The organism is Terrihabitans soli (genome assembly GCF_014191545.1).
Classification (GTDB): Bacteria; Pseudomonadota; Alphaproteobacteria; order Rhizobiales; family Methylopilaceae; genus Flaviflagellibacter; species Flaviflagellibacter soli.
In genome coordinates this window covers 2,830,152-2,846,389 of the sequence record NZ_AP023361.1, presented here as the reverse complement: position 1 = coordinate 2,846,389, position 16,238 = coordinate 2,830,152, and the positions used below count along the sequence as shown (strand labels likewise).

At 62.1% G+C, this 16,238-nt stretch carries 16 protein-coding genes; 7 read left to right on the top strand and 9 right to left on the bottom strand.

Going from position 1 to position 16,238, the window contains the following annotated elements:
- Window positions 1-27 precede the first annotated feature (27 nt).
- Window positions 28-1,131 carry a DNA topoisomerase IB gene (locus IZ6_RS14675; RefSeq protein WP_222875780.1) on the top strand — a complete coding sequence of 368 codons (1,104 nt, stop codon included), beginning with the start codon at window positions 28-30 and terminating at the stop codon, window positions 1,129-1,131.
- Here the strand turns inward: IZ6_RS14675 and IZ6_RS14670 are convergent.
- The 3 genes from IZ6_RS14670 to IZ6_RS14660 are packed head-to-tail and all read right to left on the bottom strand — an operon-like array spanning window position 1,128 to window position 4,978.
- Window positions 1,128-1,625, bottom strand: coding sequence for a YciE/YciF ferroxidase family protein (locus tag IZ6_RS14670; protein ID WP_222875779.1), 498 nt, complete (start codon window positions 1,623-1,625; stop codon window positions 1,128-1,130). The genes IZ6_RS14675 and IZ6_RS14670 overlap by 4 nt on opposite strands.
- 52 nt (window positions 1,626-1,677) lie before the next feature.
- Window positions 1,678-3,840 (bottom strand): amylo-alpha-1,6-glucosidase, encoded by a 2,163-nt coding sequence (locus IZ6_RS14665; protein ID WP_222875778.1) that lies wholly within the window; start codon window positions 3,838-3,840, stop codon window positions 1,678-1,680.
- A gap of 22 nt (window positions 3,841-3,862) precedes the next feature.
- Complete coding sequence (locus IZ6_RS14660) at window positions 3,863-4,978, bottom strand: glycosyltransferase family 4 protein (RefSeq protein WP_222875777.1); 1,116 nt, start codon at window positions 4,976-4,978, stop codon at window positions 3,863-3,865.
- Between the two features lie 98 nt (window positions 4,979-5,076).
- Between IZ6_RS14660 and mepA the strand changes: the two genes are divergently transcribed.
- Window positions 5,077-6,123 (top strand): penicillin-insensitive murein endopeptidase, encoded by a 1,047-nt coding sequence (gene mepA / locus IZ6_RS14655; protein ID WP_222875776.1) that lies wholly within the window; start codon window positions 5,077-5,079, stop codon window positions 6,121-6,123.
- On the opposite strand, the gene msrA is transcribed toward mepA, so the two are convergent.
- The gene (gene msrA, locus IZ6_RS14650) at window positions 6,063-6,722 is read right to left on the bottom strand and encodes a peptide-methionine (S)-S-oxide reductase MsrA (protein WP_222875775.1); all 660 of its coding nucleotides are present in this window, start codon (window positions 6,720-6,722) and stop codon (window positions 6,063-6,065) included. The two genes, mepA and msrA, sit on opposite strands and share 61 nt — an antisense overlap.
- Window positions 6,723-6,736: 14 nt before the next feature.
- A complete protein-coding gene (locus IZ6_RS14645; RefSeq protein WP_222875774.1) occupies window positions 6,737-7,045 on the bottom strand; it encodes a hypothetical protein in 309 nt (102 codons plus the stop codon).
- Window positions 7,046-7,433: 388 nt separating this feature from the next.
- Here IZ6_RS14645 and IZ6_RS14640 point away from each other — a divergent pair, with 388 nt between their 5' ends.
- Window positions 7,434-9,551 carry a putative bifunctional diguanylate cyclase/phosphodiesterase gene (locus tag IZ6_RS14640; protein ID WP_420825558.1) on the top strand — a complete coding sequence of 706 codons (2,118 nt, stop codon included), beginning with the start codon at window positions 7,434-7,436 and terminating at the stop codon, window positions 9,549-9,551.
- 12 nt (window positions 9,552-9,563) lie between these two features.
- Here IZ6_RS14640 and IZ6_RS14635 read toward each other — a convergent pair whose 3' ends face one another.
- Window positions 9,564-10,319 carry a L,D-transpeptidase gene (locus IZ6_RS14635; protein ID WP_222875773.1) on the bottom strand — a complete coding sequence of 252 codons (756 nt, stop codon included), beginning with the start codon at window positions 10,317-10,319 and terminating at the stop codon, window positions 9,564-9,566.
- A 46-nt stretch (window positions 10,320-10,365) separates the two neighbouring features.
- Entirely contained in the window at window positions 10,366-11,259 is an 894-nt protein-coding gene (gene ppk2 / locus IZ6_RS14630; protein ID WP_225874067.1) for a polyphosphate kinase 2, read from the bottom strand.
- A 158-nt stretch (window positions 11,260-11,417) separates the two neighbouring features.
- On the opposite strand from ppk2, the gene IZ6_RS14625 reads away from it, so the two are divergent.
- A complete protein-coding gene (locus tag IZ6_RS14625) occupies window positions 11,418-11,780 on the top strand; it encodes a nuclear transport factor 2 family protein (protein WP_222875772.1) in 363 nt (120 codons plus the stop codon).
- Between the two features lie 70 nt (window positions 11,781-11,850).
- Here IZ6_RS14625 and lepA read toward each other — a convergent pair whose 3' ends face one another.
- Entirely contained in the window at window positions 11,851-13,656 is a 1,806-nt protein-coding gene (lepA, locus tag IZ6_RS14620; protein WP_222875771.1) for a translation elongation factor 4, read from the bottom strand.
- A gap of 61 nt (window positions 13,657-13,717) precedes the next feature.
- Window positions 13,718-14,122 (bottom strand): META domain-containing protein, encoded by a 405-nt coding sequence (locus IZ6_RS14615; protein ID WP_222875770.1) that lies wholly within the window; start codon window positions 14,120-14,122, stop codon window positions 13,718-13,720.
- Between the two features lie 82 nt (window positions 14,123-14,204).
- On the opposite strand from IZ6_RS14615, the gene IZ6_RS14610 reads away from it, so the two are divergent.
- The 3 genes from IZ6_RS14610 (at window position 14,205) to IZ6_RS14600 (ending at window position 16,206) form a co-directional block, all read left to right on the top strand.
- On the top strand, window positions 14,205-14,801 hold the full coding sequence (locus tag IZ6_RS14610) for a sigma-70 family RNA polymerase sigma factor (protein ID WP_338054673.1): 597 nt from the start codon (window positions 14,205-14,207) through the stop codon (window positions 14,799-14,801).
- Complete coding sequence (locus IZ6_RS14605) at window positions 14,798-15,526, top strand: anti-sigma factor (protein WP_222875768.1); 729 nt, start codon at window positions 14,798-14,800, stop codon at window positions 15,524-15,526. The genes IZ6_RS14610 and IZ6_RS14605 overlap by 4 nt, the downstream gene beginning before the upstream one ends.
- A 143-nt stretch (window positions 15,527-15,669) precedes the next feature.
- Entirely contained in the window at window positions 15,670-16,206 is a 537-nt protein-coding gene (locus IZ6_RS14600; RefSeq protein WP_420825591.1) for a fasciclin domain-containing protein, read from the top strand.
- Window positions 16,207-16,238: the final 32 nt, after the last annotated feature.

Genomic DNA, 16,238 nt, shown 5'->3' with positions numbered 1-16,238 from the left:
CCCGCGTATCGAGTGGGATTTAAGGTAATGGAAACCGCGTTTCTGAAGCCCGAGGACGATACCTGCCCAGCGCATGATCCCATGCTCTCGGCGGAGAACGCCGGGCTGCGCTACGTAACCGACGATGAGCCCGGCATTACACGCCAGCGGGCCGGGTCGGGCTTTGCCTATTACTCCGCCGCCGGAAACCTGATCCGCGACGAGAAAATCCTCTCCCGCATTCGTTCGCTCGCGGTGCCGCCGGCCTATACGGATGTGTGGATCTGCCCCAAGGCCAATGGCCATATCCAGGCGACCGGCCGCGACGCCAAAGGCCGCAAGCAATATCGCTATCATCCGAAATGGACCGAGATCCGCGACGAGACGAAATATGACCGTCTCATCGAATTCGCCGAGACGCTGCCGAAAATCCGCGCGCGCATCGAAAAGGATCTCTCCTCGCGCGGCCTGACGCGCCAAAAGGTTCTCGCCACCGTCGTCTATCTTCTCGACACGACGCTCATCCGTGTCGGCAATGAAAAATATACGCGCGACAATAAAAGCTTCGGCCTCACGACGCTGCGCAACAAGCATGTCGAAGCGGGCTCCGAGCGGCTTCGCTTTCAGTTCAAGGGCAAGAGCGGCAAGAGTTGGAAGCTCACCGTCTATGACCGCCGCATCGCGCGCATCATCCGCCAGTGCCAGGACATTCCGGGCCAGAACCTGTTCCAGTACTGGAATGGCGACGGCAATCCGCATCCGATCACCAGCCAGGATGTGAACGATTATATCCGCGATATCGGCGGCAACAGCTTTTCGGCCAAGCATTTCCGCACCTGGGCCGGCACGGTGACGGCGGCGCATGCGCTGAACGAGGCCGGAGCCTTCACCTCGAAGACGGATTCGGTGCGCAAATTGAATGCGGCGGTCGATCGCGTCGCCGAGCGTCTCGTCAATACGCGCGCCATTTCGCGCCGCTGCTATATCCATCCCGCCGTGGTCGAGACCTTCCTTGACGGTTCACTGCCTGCGAGTTTCGAGCGAGCGGAAGAGGCCGGTGCACGCAAGCGCGGCCTGAAAGCGGAAGAGCGTCCGGTTCTGGCGTTTCTGAAGCTCGAAAGCGCCGGCCGCGGCAAAAGGCAGGCCGCTTAAGCCGCGTTGCTGGTGGCTCGCGGATTGACCTTCGTCTTCGCAATCTCCGTCAGATCGCTGTCGAACTTTTTCTCTTCGCTCAGAGACGCGCGAAGCGCTTTCGCCGCTTTGCTGTGGCCGAGGCTTTCGGCAAAGCCGCAAAGGCTGCTGTAAGACGCGATCTCATAATGCGCGATCTTGTGCGCCGAGGCGATGAGCGCAGCATCAAGCACTTCCGGCGGCATGCCTTCGGCTGCGAGCTTCTGGCTGGCGTTCAAAAGGCCCTCCATCGGCAGCGAGACCTTGCCTTCGGGCGCTTCGCCCAGCTCTTCGAAAATCGCCGCGAGCCGTCCGACCTGTGATTTCGTTGCGGCGATATCGTCCTTGAAAAGCTTTGCAAGCGTTGAGGATTTTGCCGCTTTGGCCATTTCCGGCAGGGCGGTCAGAAGCTGCTGCTCGGCCGAATAGGCATCGCGCAGACCGTCGATGAGAAGCTCGCTTAAGTTTCTGGGCATCGTCATCCTCCGATCATAAATCGGCAGGAGTGCTCCGAGGTTCCCTCAACCGTCAATGAGTCTCGATGATGCGCACGCCATTGCTGCGGTTGACGACGGTGATCGCCGCATCGTTTCCGTGCCGCGTCAGAAGAAGATCGGCACTGGCTTCGCCGAGCTGCAAATTCTTGATGTAGAGCCGGTCGACGAATTCCGGAAGCATCGGAAGATTGAAGCGGATTTCCCGCTCGTCGTGATCGAGCGTGAGACCGAGGCTGGCCTGAATGAGCGCAAGCGGCGTTGCCGCCGCCCAGGCCTGCGGCGAACAGGCGACCGGATAGCCGATCGGACCTTCGCGCTGCTTGCGGCCGAAACCGCAGAAGAGCTCGGGCAGGCGGCGCAGCTCGATATGGCCCGCGGCTTCGACAAGGCCACGGAACACCTTCAGCACCTGTTCCTTCATGCCGTAGCGCGCAAGCCCGAGTGCGATGAGGCCGTTGTCATGCGGCCAGATCGAGCCGTTGTGATAGGACATCGGATTATAGCGCGGCGCCGATGTACCGACGGTGCGGATACCCCAGCCGGAAAACATATCGGGTTCGAGAAGCTGTCGGGCGACGCGGGCCGCCCGTTCTGAATCGGCGATGCCGGTGAAGAGCGCATGACCGGGGTTGGAGGTCGGCACGGCGCATTTCTCTTTCTTGCCGTCGAGTGCCAGCGCATAGGTGCCGAGCTCTTCGCACCAGAAGCTTTGCTCGAAACGCGCGCGGATGTCTTCGGCGCGCAGATCGTATTTGCCCCATTCGCTGCGAAGGCCGAGGCGGTGCGCCATATAGGCGGCTTCCTTCCACGCGCCGTAGACATAGGCCTGCACTTCGCAGAGCGCGATCGGGCCTTCGGCAAGATCGCCATTGGCGTGGAAGACGGAATCGATCGAGTCCTTCCAGCCTTGGTTGACGAGGCCGGTGTCGCGCTGGCGGTGATATTCGACAAAGCCGTCGCCATCGACATCGCCGAAATGTTCGATCCAGTCGAGCGCGGCCTTGATGTTCGACCAGAGGCCGCGGATCGTATCGAGATCGCCGGTGCGGCGCAGATACTCGCCCGCCAGCAGAACAAAGAGCGGCGTCGAGTCGACGCTGCCATAGTAAAGGCCGAACGGCACTTCGCGCAGCGCCGCCATTTCGCCGAAGCGCATTTCGTGGAGAATCTTTCCGGGCTCGCTGTCGCGGAACGGATCGCTGTCCTTGGCTTGCGTTGCGGCGAGAAGCTTCAGCGCGCCTTTGGCGACCGACGGATCGATCCACAGCATCATCAGTGCGGTGATGATGCCGTCGCGTCCGAACGGCGTCGAAAACCAGGGAATGCCCGCATAGGGATAGGATCCGTGCTCGGTCTCGGTGACGAGCATGGACAGATCGGCGATCGAGCGGTTGACGGTGTCTTCGAGAAGTACGCTCGATGACTGCAGGCGCGCGGGGCGGTCCTGGAGCTTGCGCAGCGCGCGGCGCGCATCGGCAAAGGCGCGGAAGAAATCGCGGCTCTGCCATCCGTCGCCGATCTCGGGTCCGCAGCCGACACGGATAAAGAAGACGCGCTTCTCTTGCGGTTTGATCCGCATGTCGTAATAGGCAAAGCTCGTTTCGATGCCGTCGGGCTGCGGCGTGAACTGCAGGCGCGTGCGGCGCTCTTCGCCGTCTAGCCCCGTATAGACAAAATCGACATCGCCGCGGTTTGTCACCTGCACATGGCGGACACCACGCGAGGCGCGTCTTTGTCCACGCGCCTCGAAAAGATCGGCAAAATCGCAGTCGAAGGTCGCGCTGATGCGGATGCGGCGTTCTTCCTCGTCATAGTTGAAGACGGCGATGCGTTCATACATCGCGCCCTGCCAGACGAATTTCAGCCGCTGCAGATGGATCGTGTCCTTCGGCAGAGCAAGTCGGTCGCCTTCGAAGAAATCGGGATTGGTGAGATCGGCGGTCAGCGCCGCATTGTCGCTCGCGATATTTGCGGACAGACGTAAAGGCCGCGCGCCGTTGAGGCGTATCTCGAAATGCGAAAGATGGCGCGTATCGCGATGATAGAGGCCGTCGGGGTTTCCCTCGAAAGCCATGAGATCGCCCTGCGTGTCGAGCACGGCGAAAGTATCGCCATGCTTCAGCCGCGAGGGTCTCCCGCCGTCGAGCGTTGCCCGCGCGGGTATGTAGAACTGCGAAGCCAGAGCCTCGTTCATGTGCCCCTGCTTGCCTTACGCTTCAGACCGCTGCCGCAGCGCGTGCCGCTGCGGCAAGATCGAGCGCAGGATATAGCTCACCTGCACCTTTGACGAAGGGTTTTGCCAAAGGCGCGGCCGTATGCGTCAGATTTTCGTAGAGTTGAAGATAGTCGCGGGCCATGCGCTCGGCGGTGAACCGCCGGTCGAACTCGGCGCGCACGCGTTTGCGGTCCAGCGCCAGAACTTCGGGAAGCGCCGCGTGCGCCGCGTCCATGGAGTCAACGACGACGCCGGTGACGCCGTTTTCCAGAACTTCGGTGACGGAGCCGCAATTGAAGGCGAGCACGGGTGTGCCGCAGGCCATGGCTTCGATCATCACAAGGCCGAACGGTTCGGGCCAGTCGATGGGGAAGAGCAAAGCGCTGGCGCGGCCAAGGAAGTCGCGCTTCTGAACCTCGTTGATCTCACCGATGAATTCGACGCCGTCGCACAGCATCGGCTCGATGACGTCGTGATAATATTTGGTATCGGCCTTATCGATCTTGGCGGCGACTTTCAGCGGAATGCCTGCTGCGCAGGCGATTTCGATGGCGCGGTCGAGCCGCTTTTCCGGACTGACGCGGCCGATAAAGGCCAGATAGCCGCCATCGCCTTTGCCATAGGGCAAAAGATCTTTCGGCAGGCCGTGATGGATCGTCTTGATCCAGTGGGCGCGCGGCAGCGGTTTGCGCTGATCGTTGGAAATCGAAACGAGCGGCGTGTCGCAGAATTCGCGATAGACGGCGGGAAGATCGGGGAGATCCTGACGGCCGTGCAGTGTGGTGACGATGGGATGAGGGCCGGAGGCGAAGGCGGGGTAGTGAAGATAATCGGTGTGGAAATGCAGGATATCGAACTCTTCGGCCTGCTGGAGGACGCGGCCCATCATGATCATGTGATAGGCGAGCGGGTCGGTTACACTTGCGTCGAGCCTCAGAGCGCGTTTGCAGCCGGGGACTAGTCTCGCTTTGGTCTGGCTGTCGCCCGAGGCGAACAGTGTCACATCATGTCCCAATCGCACCAATTCTTCAGTTAAATAGGAGACGACTCGCTCTGTTCCGCCGTAAAGCTGCGGCGGGCAGCTTTCATACAGCGGCGCGATCTGGGCAATGCGCATCTGGTACCCTCACTCGGGAGATCAGCCCCTTGCAGACAATTCGGATCGGCGATCAGGGGTTCCAGTCAAAGCCGCATGGGCAGTCATGCGTGTTGCGCATGATCTTATTGATTTGTCTTTGTTTTTCCGTTCCGGCCTCGGCCGAGGTGCCGCTGCCCGCACCAAAGCCCAACGATCTTGCGAAGCCTCCGCCGCTCAAGCTCGACAAGGCGCCGGCCAAACAGCTGTTCGGTGCCGAAAAACTGCCGAACAAACTGAAATCCCGCTCCATCGGCTTTTACGCCAAAGGCTGTCTTGCCGGCGCAAAGCCGCTCGCGATCGACGGGCCGGCCTGGCAGGTGATGCGGCTGTCGCGCAACCGCAATTGGGGTCATCCGGTGCTGATCTCGACGCTGGAGAAACTTGCGGCGAAGGTGAAGGCCGAGACGAAATGGCCGGGCCTTCTCGTCGGCGATATTTCGCAGCCGCGCGGCGGGCCGATGCTGACCGGCCATGCCTCGCATCAGGTCGGCCTCGATGCGGATGTGTGGCTCAATCCGATGCCCAAGCGCACCTTCACGGCGCGCGAGCGCGAAGACACCTCGGCCGTCAGCATGGCCAATGCGAAATTCTCCGGCGTCAATCCGAAAGTATGGACGCCGGAACATCTGAAAGTGATCCGCCTTGCGGCGACCATGCCGGGCGTCGAGCGCGTGCTCGTCAATCCGGTCATCAAGAAGCAGCTCTGCACGGACGCTGTCGGCGACCGGTCATGGCTTGCGAAAGTGCGTCCCTATTGGGGGCACGATTATCACATGCACATCCGCATCGGCTGTCCTTCGGGCAGCGACAGCTGCAAAGCGCAGGCGGCGATCCCCGGTGATGAGGAATGCGGCGCGCCGCTCGATGCCTGGCTGAAGAAGGTCAGAAAGCCCGACGTGCCGCCTCCGCCGCCGAAGGACAAGCCGAAACCGACGCCGCCGCCAAAGCCCATCATGCTGTCGGATCTGCCGGGCGAATGCCGGACCGTGCTCGAAGCGCCGGATGCGGACTTCGCCCCGACGGTGGCCGCGCCCGGCGTAAAGCCGGCCGCGGACCCGGATGATCAGGCAGCAACGCCCGATCCGACGGGGCAGGACACGCCGGTGCCGCCCACGCCGCAATAACCGCCGGGATTCTTGGCGAGATACTGCTGGTGATAGTCCTCGGCGAAATAGAACTCGCCGGCCGGGCCGATCTCCGTCGTGATCTCACCATAGCCTTCGGCATTCAGCGCCGACTGGTATTCGCTGCGCGACCGCGCGGCGGATCCCGCCTGGGACGGGCGGGTGGTGTAGATCGCCGAGCGGTACTGCGTGCCGGTATCGTTGCCCTGGCGATTGCCCTGCGTCGGATCGTGCGCTTCCCAGAATGCCTTCAGCAGCGCGTCATAGGTGACGACCGCAGGATCGAAGACGACGAGCACGGCTTCGGTGTGTCCGGTATGGCCCGAGCACACTTCTTCATAGGTCGGGTTCGGCGTGTAGCCGCCGGCATAGCCGACCGCGGTGACGATGACGCCCGGAATATTCCAGAACTTGCGTTCGACGCCCCAGAAGCAGCCGGCGCCGAAAATGGCGATCTCGGCGGTGTCGGGATAGGGGCCCTTCAGCGGCTGCTTGTTGACGTAATGCGTCGTCGCCGTGCGGACCGCCTCCTTGCGGCCGGGCAGCGCCGTCGCGGGCGTCGGCATCGGAATTTCGGGTCTGAACAGCGAGAAGATCATGTGAAAATCCTTTCTCAATAGCGTTTCGGCAGCGGCCGAACGTATTGGGGCGGGGCACGTCCGAGCAGCATCAGGCCAAGACCGAGAAGTCCGAGAACGACGAAGGCCGCCCGGTCGAACAGCCAGGCCCCGATCGGGTCCCAGGCGCCGCCGAACAGGCTTCGTATCGTATCGACGCCGCCGGGCCAGAGAAGGTCGATCCCCTCCGCCAGTGACGACAGATAAAGCGCGTTGCCCGCAATCGACCGCGTTCCGTCAATGACAAGAATGACGAAAGCGGCCGCAAAGAGCACGACGCCGACGAGCCTGATGATGAATCGCATATGTGCCTCGCCCCGACCTGAAATGGTGTCCGCTCTCGCGAATACCACATCACCGGATTCGGGGCTGCACTGAGCTATACGCAGCGAAATCGGGTTCGGATGCGCCCGGAAGTAATCAAACAGTAACCATCTGATATCCTTGCGTATAGTTCGTGCACTTGCATAGTTTTTGCGCGAACTTCCCGCATCGGGTGTAGTCCGGTCGGTGCTTTTCCAGTTCTACGCGTTGATTTCCCTGCAAAAACCCTTGTTTGCATAGAAATAGTGCAGCGGGAACCGAGTTGTGCGGACGCTCGAAAAGACGCTGCGAGATCGATTAAAGTCGCCGTTAATCTCACAGGTTCATAGGCTTACACCCGAAAGACCGAACCGGTCCCCGGGGGATTTTGTGACCAAAGCTGTTCGCCGTAAGACTGCGCCTGCCGTAACCAATGCCGCGCTGACTGAAGCGCGCCTCGAAGTCGAGGCCGCGATCCAGCAGGCGCGCCAGGCTGAGGAGCGCCTCAAGGCCGCCATCGACATTCTGCCCCAGGGCGTCGTGTTCCTCGACGGCGAGGGCCGTTACATCATGTGGAACAAGCAATATGCCGAGATGTATGTCGGCTCTGCGGATCTGTTCCATGTCGGCGCCAAGCTGGAAGATACGCTGCGCGAGGGCGTCTATCGCGGCCAGTATCCGGAAGCGGTGGGCCGCGAAGAAGAATGGCTGAACGCGCGCCTTGAGCGTCTCTATGAGCCCAAGGGCCGCCACGAGCAGCAGACGGCCGATGGCCGCTGGATCATGATCGACGAGCGCCGCACGTCGGATGGCGGCCTGATCGGTCTTCGCGTCGATATCACGGAAATGAAGAAGCGCGAGGAAAGCTTCCGCCTTCTGTTCGATAACAATCCCGTCCCGATGTATGTGCACGCACGCGATGACGGCCGCATCCTTGCGGTCAACGATGCCGCGACCGCTCATTACGGCTATAAGCGCAGCGAGTTCCTGCGCATGAAGCTGCGCGATCTCTCGGCGCCGGAAATCGGTGCAAGCACCCAGCCCGCGGGTCCCGTCGACGGCGATGACGGCGTCACCTGGAAGCACCAGAAGTCGAACGGCGAGCCGATCGAGGTCGCGGTCTATTCGAGCTATCTGACTTATGAAGGTGTCTCGGCCGTGCTGATCGGCGCGGTCGACATCACCGAGCGAAAGCGCGCCGAAGCGCGCATCGCCTATATGGCGCATCACGATGCGCTGACCGGATTGCCGAACCGCGTTCTCTTCCGCGAGCGCATGGACGACATGCTGCCGCGCATGCTCCGCAACGAGACGGCGGCGGTGCTGTGCCTCGATCTCGACGACTTCAAGACCGTCAACGATACGCTCGGCCATCCGATCGGCGACCGGCTGCTGCAGCTCGTCGGCGAGCGTCTGACCAATGAATTGCGCGAGGGCGATACGGTTGCGCGTCTCGGCGGCGATGAATTCGCCGTTCTGCAGTGCGGCATCGACCATCCGGAAGATGCGGGCTCCTTGGCGGGCCGTCTCATCGAGATCGTCTCGGCGCCTTATGAGATCGACGGCCATCTCGTCACTATCGGCGTCTCGATCGGCATTTCGGTCGGCCCGGGCGATGGCGAGGATTGCGACCGGCTCCTGAAAAGCGCCGATATGGCGCTCTACCGCGCAAAGGCCGAAGGCCGCGGCGCCTACTGTTTCTTCGAATCCGAAATGGACGCCCGCCTTCAGGCGCGCCGCCGTCTCGAACTCGATCTCAGAGCCGCGCTCGCCGCGGAAGCGCTCGAAGTTCATTACCAGCCGCTGGTCGATATCGCCGGCGGTGAGATTGTCGGTTTCGAGGCGCTTGTGCGCTGGAACCATGCGGAGCGCGGCTCCGTCTCGCCGGCCGAGTTTATCCCGATCGCCGAGGAAACAGGTCTCGTCAATCCGCTCGGCGCGTTCGTTCTGAAGCGCGCTTGTCTCGACGCCGCGTCCTGGCCCGCCGACACAAAGGTCGCGGTCAATCTGTCGACGCTGCAGTTCCGTTCGGGGACGTTGTTTGCGCAGGTCAAGCAGGCGCTCGACGATGCGGGTCTCGCGCCGCAAAGGCTCGAGCTCGAGATCACGGAATCGCTTCTGCTTGAAAAGTCAGATCAGGTTCTGGCGACATTGCATGCGCTGCGCGCGCTCGGCGTCCGCATCTCGATGGACGATTTCGGCACCGGCTATTCGTCGCTGTCCTATCTGCGCTCGTTCCCCTTCGACAAGATCAAGATCGACCGCAGCTTCGTGCACAATCTCGGCGACAACACCGACAGCCAGGCCATTGTCCGCGCCATCGTCTCGCTCGGAAAAAGCCTCGGCATCACGATCACCGCCGAAGGCGTCGAGACCGAGAAGGATCTCGAATGCCTGAGGGCCGAAGGCTGCCATCAGGGCCAGGGCTATCTGTTCGCCAAAGCCGTGCCGCCGAAAGAGGCCGCGCGTCTCATCGGCACGGGGAACGACATCCGCGCCGTCGCCTGATCGGTTATCCGCTCAGCGCTGGGGCAGTTTTGCGGTGAGTTCCGTAAAGCCTTTGCCGATCGAGGTCGCGGCGCTGGCCATCGCATCGCCGAACTGATCGAGCGGGCTGGAATTGTGCAGCACGACGACGCGCGTGCCGACCGGCACGCGGTCATGCAGATCGATCACATCCTGATTGAACATGCGGATGCAGCCCGAGGACACGGCCTTGCCGATGGTCTGCGGCTCGGTCGTGCCGTGGATGCGGAACATCGTGTCGCGGCCGTTGTCGTAGAGGTAGAGCGCGCGCGGTCCGAGCGGATTGCCGAGCCCGCCCGGCATGCCATTGGCCCATTTGGCGTTGCGTTCGGGTTCGCGCTCGATCATGTCGGAGGTCGGCGTCCAGCTCGGCCAGACGGCCTTGCGGCCGACGGTGGCCGTGCCGCCCCAGGCAAGGCCGGCTTTGCCGACGCCGATGCCGTAGCGCAGCGCCTGGCCATTGCCCTGGACGAGGTAGAGGAAGCGGTTATTGGTATCGACGACGATCGTGCCGGCGGCTTCCGGGCCGCGGTAGTTCACGACCTTGCGGAAATATTTGGGATTCACGCCGGAGACGTTGGTCGCCGGCATCGGGTGGGCTTCCTGCGGGCGCGGCCCGTAGATGCTGTGCTGGGGCGAGGCGCCTACCGAGCCGGTCACAATGCTGTCGGTGCCGGAGGCGACACAGCCGCCAAGCACGGCAGAGCCGAGGAAAATCAAGCCAAAGCAAAGAGATGCGCGTAAAGACATGCGTGCCACCCAGCCACCATGTTTCTCTAGCAGCGATTCCTTAACGCTAAATTTGTCCGCGTCGTGACCGGAACGTGGCGGCGTCCGAAACGATCTTCGGATCGGGTTCACCCACAAGTTTCTGGTCCTTGCCTGCATAGTCGATGCCGGCCAGCACGGCGCGGATGGCCTCAAGACGCGCCCGCTTCTGATCGTTCGAGCGCAAAATCGTCCAGGGCGCCGATTTGGTGTGCGTTGCCTTGAGCATACGCTCGGCCGCCGCCGTGTACTCGTCCCAGAGCGGCAGGCCCTTATAGTCGATGGCCGAAAGCTTCCAGCGCTTCAGCGGGTCGTGCCTGCGGTCGAACAGGCGCTTGATCTGCATTTCGCGGCCGATGGTCAGCCAGAATTTGACGAGATGGATGCCGTTATCGGCGAGCATCTTTTCGAACACCGGCACGTCTTTGAGAAACTGCTCGGTCTGTTCGGGTTTGCAGAAGCCCATCACCGGCTCGACGACGGCACGATTGTACCAGGAGCGGTCGAAGAAGACGATTTCGCCCGCCGTCGGCAGATGGGCGATATAGCGCTGGAAATAGAACTGGCCGCGTTCGGCCTCGGTCGGCTTTGCCAGCGCAACCACATGCGCGGAACGCGGGTTGAGATGCTGCGTGAAGCGCGCAATCGTGCCGCCTTTGCCGGCCGAGTCCCGGCCTTCGAACAGGATGACGACTTTCATGCCGGTCGCATTCACGCAGGCCTGCAGTTTCAGAAGCTCGATCTGCAGCTTCTCCAGCTCCTTGTCGTAATCCTTGCCGTTCAGCTTCTTGTCGTAAGGGTAGCCGCCGCTGGACAGCGTCTTGTCCTTGATCGCGTCCGGAAGCTCCTCGCCGTCGAGATCGACATGCACGCCGTCGACCACGACATCGATGCCGGGAAATTCGTCCTCGGCGGGCGGCAGCACAGGTTTCGATTTGGGCGCGGATTTCTTCTTCTTGTCGGACACGAGGCACTCTCCAGGGGATTTTCGAGTTTCCGATGCTTTCCGGCGGCAATGCAAGCCGGGCCATCTGGTTCTTGGCCGCCGCAGCCCCAGATCGTGGTGAGGAGGATCGCATCATGCGAGAACTCAATCTGGGCACGCTGAAACGTGCAATCGAAGGCAACGACGCCGCGACTTTATCGGGCCTGTTTGCCGAGAATGCGATGCTGCGCATCGTCGACAGCATCCATCCGCCGAGCCACCCGCTCGATCTCAAGGGACGCAAGAAAATCGCTGAGTTCTACGCCGATGTCTGCGGACGCGGCGTCACTCATCATGTCGCCGACATGGTGTCGGGCGATGGCCATCTGGCGTTCACCGAAGAGTGCGAATATCCCGGCGGGGCAAAGGTGTTCTGCAGCGCCATGCTCGACGTCGATAAAGACGGCCGCATCACCCGCGAGGTGATGGTGCAGGCTTGGGACGACGACGAACGCTGAGAGCGTGGGCTGAAGATACGGACATAACGCCGTTCGCAAAGTTCTGCGCGGCGCGTAAGACGCGTGTGCTCTAATCTTCCATCTTCAGCGCGGCGATGAAAGCTTCCTGCGGAATCTCCACCTTGCCGAACTGGCGCATGCGCTTTTTGCCCTCTTTCTGCTTGTCGAGGAGCTTGCGCTTGCGCGAGACGTCGCCGCCATAGCATTTCGCCGTCACGTCCTTGCGCAGTGCCGAGATCGTTTCGCGTGCAATGACCTTACCGCCGATCGCCGCCTGGATCGGGATCTTGAACAGATGGTTTGGGATCAGCTCTTTCAGCTTCTCGCACATGGCGCGGCCGCGGCTTTCGGCGCGTCCGCGATGCACCAGCATCGACAGCGCATCGACCGGCTCTTCGTTGACGAGGATCTGCATCTTCACAAGATCGCCGGCCCGCATGTCGGTGATGGCGTAGTCGAAGCTGGCATAACCCTTCGAGATCGATTTCAGCCGGTCGTAGAAATCGAAGACGACTTCGTTCAGCGGCAGGTCGTAGACGACCATGGCGCGCTTGCCGACGTAATTGAGGTCGATCTGCGTGCCGCGGCGGTCCTGGCAGAGCTTCAGAATGCCGCCGAGATATTCATCGGGTGTCAGGATTGTCGCGCGAATCCACGGTTCGTGGATTTCCTCGATCTGCATCACATCGGGAAGATCGGCCGGATTGTGCAGCGACACCTCGCTGCCGTCGCGCATCTTGATTGTATAGACGACGGACGGCGCGGTCGCGATCAGATCGAGATCGAACTCGCGCGACAGCCTCTCCTGAATGATCTCAAGATGCAAAAGGCCGAGGAACCCGCAGCGGAAGCCGAAGCCGAGCGCGGCTGAGCTTTCCATTTCATAAGAGAAGCTCGCATCGTTGAGGCGGAGCTTGCCCATGGCGTTTCTAAGATCGTCGAACTGCGCCGCATCGACCGGGAAGAGGCCGCAGAACACGACAGGCTGCGCCGGCTTGAAACCGGGCAGGGGATCGGTCGTGCCGCGCCGCTCATCGGTGATCGTGTCGCCGACGCGCGTATCCGCAACTTCCTTGATGCTCGCGGTGAGGAAGCCGACTTCGCCCGGGCCCAGAACATCCGCCGAAACCATTTTCGGTGTGAACGTTCCGATGCGGTCGACCTGGTAGACGGCGTCGGTGCCGACCATGCGCACGCGCTGGTCCTTCTTCAGCGTGCCGTCGAAAATACGTACAAGCACGACGACGCCGAGATAGGCATCGTACCAGCTGTCGACGAGCAGAGCTTTCAGCGGCGCGTTGATGTCGCCCTTCGGCGGCGGCAGGCGCGTGACGATGGCTTCCAGCACATCGGGAATGCCGATGCCGGTCTTGGCCGAGATCATCACGGCGTTCGACGCATCGAGGCCGATCACCTCTTCGATCTGTTCCTTGACGCGGTCGGGCTCGGCGGCCGGCAGGTCGATCTTGTTGAGGACCGGCACGATCTCATGGTTGGCATCAAGCGCGTGATAGACGTTCGCGAGCGTTTGGGCCTCGACGCCCTGGCTCGCGTCGACGACGAGCAGCGAGCCTTCGCACGCGGCCAGCGAGCGTGAGACTTCATAGGCGAAGTCCACATGGCCGGGCGTGTCCATCAGATTGAGGATATAGGTCTTGCCGTCCTTGGCCGGGTAGGTGAGGCGCACGGTCTGCGCCTTGATGGTGATGCCGCGCTCTTTCTCGATATCCATCGAGTCGAGCACCTGCTCCGTCATCTCGCGTTCGGACAGGCCGCCGGTCGACTGGATCAGCCGGTCCGCCAGGGTGGATTTTCCGTGGTCGATATGGGCGACGATGGAAAAATTGCGAATATTCGGAATAGGGTCCGCACTCATGGGCGCGGGATAGCATCCACCCCCGGGACCGGCAAGGCGCGCCGGTGTCACTGACGAGGGCTCAGCGGATAAGGGCGAGAACTTCTTTGCCCTGGCCGTCCCGGAGGATCATTTCATTGCCGGTCCGTTCATGGCTGCGGACCAGCTTCAGGGCGGCGAGGACGGCCCCTTCCAGCGAGGCCAGATCCGGCGGGCAGGCCATGCGGGTCTGGGCCGGGGCGTCGAACAGGGCCGTTCCGTCCTGATTGAGCCCTTTGGCCGAGATATCGTTGCAGCCGACATTAAGGCTCAGCCGGCCCGGCGGCACTATGGCGGCCATGGTTTTGGCCTCGGCTTCAGGGGGAAGGTCGAGGCTTTTGGAGGCCGAAGGGCTCCAGACGCGGGCGATCCGCCACTCGTCTCCCGCCGGTGCGGGGGACGCCGGAACGAAGGCGGCCAGAACGAGGGCGGCAAGGAGCGGCCGCATGCTTTCCTCCATGGAGGATATTTTTGCCACTCCGGTCATGAACCGAGTTTGAACGCCGCATCCAAACGGCGTTCCGGCTCGTATGGGGCTTGAGCCCTCGCTATATTCCGGCCCCTATATGTCCGTGTCCGAAATCACCGCCGAACAGCTATCTGTCCGCCTCCAGGCCGTCGGCCGGGGGGACCGGGTCGCTCTTTCCGAAGTTTATGAAGCGACGTCCGCGAAACTCATGGGCGTCTGCCTCCGTATACTAGGGGAGAGGAGCGAGGCCGAGGACGTGTTGCAGGAAACTTATATAGCCGTCTGGCGGCGGGCCGGGACTTACGACCCCGCCCGGGCCGGTGCCATTTCCTGGCTTGTGGCGGTTGCCCGCAACAAGGCGCTGGACCGCATAAGGTCGGGCAAAATCCGTAGGGCCTCCGCGCCGCTCGACGATGCCGCCGAGATCGCCGATCCGGCGCGTTCGGCTCTGGCCGAAGTCGAAAGCGCCGACGATAAAAAGGCGCTGATGAATTGCCTTGAGGAACTCGACGGCGATCAGCAGGCCTCGATCCGCGCCGCCTTCCTCGACGGCCTTACCTATGAGGAACTGGCGATGCGCCGCAATGTGCCGCTCGGCACGATGAAGAGCTGGATCAGGCGTGGCCTGATTAAACTGAGAGGATGTCTCGAGCGATGAGCCCGCGCGACGACGATAAGCCCGCAACTGAGGACGAAGCGCCGCTTGCGGCGGAGTTCGTGCTCGGCCTCGTGCAGGGCGATCAGCGCGACGCGCTCGAGAAGCGCCGGCGCGACGATTATGTTTTCGCGCGCGAGGTCGAATTCTGGGAAGCGCGGCTCGGTCCGATCTCATCCGACATTGCGCCCGAGCCCGTCTCGCCCGAGGTCTGGGACAAGATCGCCCAGGCCGTCGGTGCCAAGCCCGTGCCGCTCTCGGCGTCGAAGGCCGTCAAGAAAGACACTCTCTGGAGCTCGCTGCCCTTCTGGCGCAGCATGAGTGTCGGTACGTCCGCGCTCGCCGCCGCCTGCCTCGTATTCCTCATCTCGGGTCCGGCTTCGCCGCCGCCCTCGCTCGTTGCGACGCTGACGCTGACGGACGGCAAATCCGCCTTCATGGCCTCCGTCGATCGCATGACCGGAAAAGTCATGCTGATGCCGGCCGCCGATATGCCGGCGCCTGCCGATCATACGCATGAATTGTGGATCGTTCCCGTCGGCGGCACGCCGCGTTCGCTCGGCACGTTCTCTGCGAACGCACCGATCATGATCGAAATGCCGCGCGATGTGATGCCGGGCGCAGATCCCGAAGCCATGCTCGCGGTGTCCGTCGAGCCCATGGGCGGTTCGAAAACCGGCGCGCCGACCGGCCCCGTCGTCGCCTCCGGGAAAATGCACGAAATCTGAAAATGTCTGCATCCGTGCAGGGAGTGTCTCCGTAACTCCTAATGCCCGTTAAGAGGGTTGAATACGGAGAGTCAAACATGAAACGCATTCTACTTGCGGCGTCCGTCCTTACGCTCGCTGCCATGCCGGTCTTTGCGCAGGGCATGATGAAAAACGACTCGATGTCGAAGGATTCGATGTCCAAAGACGCCATGGCCGCGCCGGTCACCGTCGGCGGTGCGCCGATGTACCCGACCAAGAACATCATCGAAAACGCAGTGAATTCGAAGGACCACACGACGCTCGTCGCTGCGGTGAAGGCCGCCGGCCTCGTCGAGACGCTGCAGGGCGCCGGTCCGTTCACGGTGTTTGCGCCGACCAATGCGGCGTTTGAAAAGCTTCCGGCGGGCACTGTCGAAACGCTCGTCAAGCCCGAGAACAAGAAGACGCTCACCGGCATCCTGACCTATCACGTCGTCCCCGGCCGCAATTCGGCTGCCGACATCAAGGCGGCGATCGAAAAGGGCAATGGCAAGGCCGAGTGGAAGACGGTCAACGGCGAAAAGCTGACCGGCACGCTGGACGGTTCCTCGCTCATCCTCGTCGACGAGAAGGGCGGCAAAGCCAAAGTGACGATCGGCGACGTGAACCAGTCGAACGGCGTCATCCACGTCATCGATACCGTGCTTCTGCCGGGCTAATCCCCACCGCAGGTCCGCAAGGCACGAGGAGG

Coding starts and splice junctions, on each gene's coding strand:
- IZ6_RS14675 (WP_222875780.1), top strand. CDS start 28: ATGGAAACCGCGTTTCTGAAGCCCGAGGACGATACCTGCCCAGCGCAT.
- IZ6_RS14670 (WP_222875779.1), bottom strand. CDS start 1,625: ATGCCCAGAAACTTAAGCGAGCTTCTCATCGACGGTCTGCGCGATGCC.
- IZ6_RS14665 (WP_222875778.1), bottom strand. CDS start 3,840: ATGAACGAGGCTCTGGCTTCGCAGTTCTACATACCCGCGCGGGCAACG.
- IZ6_RS14660 (WP_222875777.1), bottom strand. CDS start 4,978: ATGCGCATTGCCCAGATCGCGCCGCTGTATGAAAGCTGCCCGCCGCAG.
- mepA (WP_222875776.1), top strand. CDS start 5,077: ATGATCTTATTGATTTGTCTTTGTTTTTCCGTTCCGGCCTCGGCCGAG.
- msrA (WP_222875775.1), bottom strand. CDS start 6,722: ATGATCTTCTCGCTGTTCAGACCCGAAATTCCGATGCCGACGCCCGCG.
- IZ6_RS14645 (WP_222875774.1), bottom strand. CDS start 7,045: ATGCGATTCATCATCAGGCTCGTCGGCGTCGTGCTCTTTGCGGCCGCT.
- IZ6_RS14635 (WP_222875773.1), bottom strand. CDS start 10,319: ATGTCTTTACGCGCATCTCTTTGCTTTGGCTTGATTTTCCTCGGCTCT.
- IZ6_RS14625 (WP_222875772.1), top strand. CDS start 11,418: ATGCGAGAACTCAATCTGGGCACGCTGAAACGTGCAATCGAAGGCAAC.
- lepA (WP_222875771.1), bottom strand. CDS start 13,656: ATGAGTGCGGACCCTATTCCGAATATTCGCAATTTTTCCATCGTCGCC.
- IZ6_RS14615 (WP_222875770.1), bottom strand. CDS start 14,122: ATGCGGCCGCTCCTTGCCGCCCTCGTTCTGGCCGCCTTCGTTCCGGCG.
- IZ6_RS14610 (WP_338054673.1), top strand. CDS start 14,205: ATGGGGCTTGAGCCCTCGCTATATTCCGGCCCCTATATGTCCGTGTCC.
- IZ6_RS14605 (WP_222875768.1), top strand. CDS start 14,798: ATGAGCCCGCGCGACGACGATAAGCCCGCAACTGAGGACGAAGCGCCG.
- IZ6_RS14600 (WP_420825591.1), top strand. CDS start 15,670: ATGATGAAAAACGACTCGATGTCGAAGGATTCGATGTCCAAAGACGCC.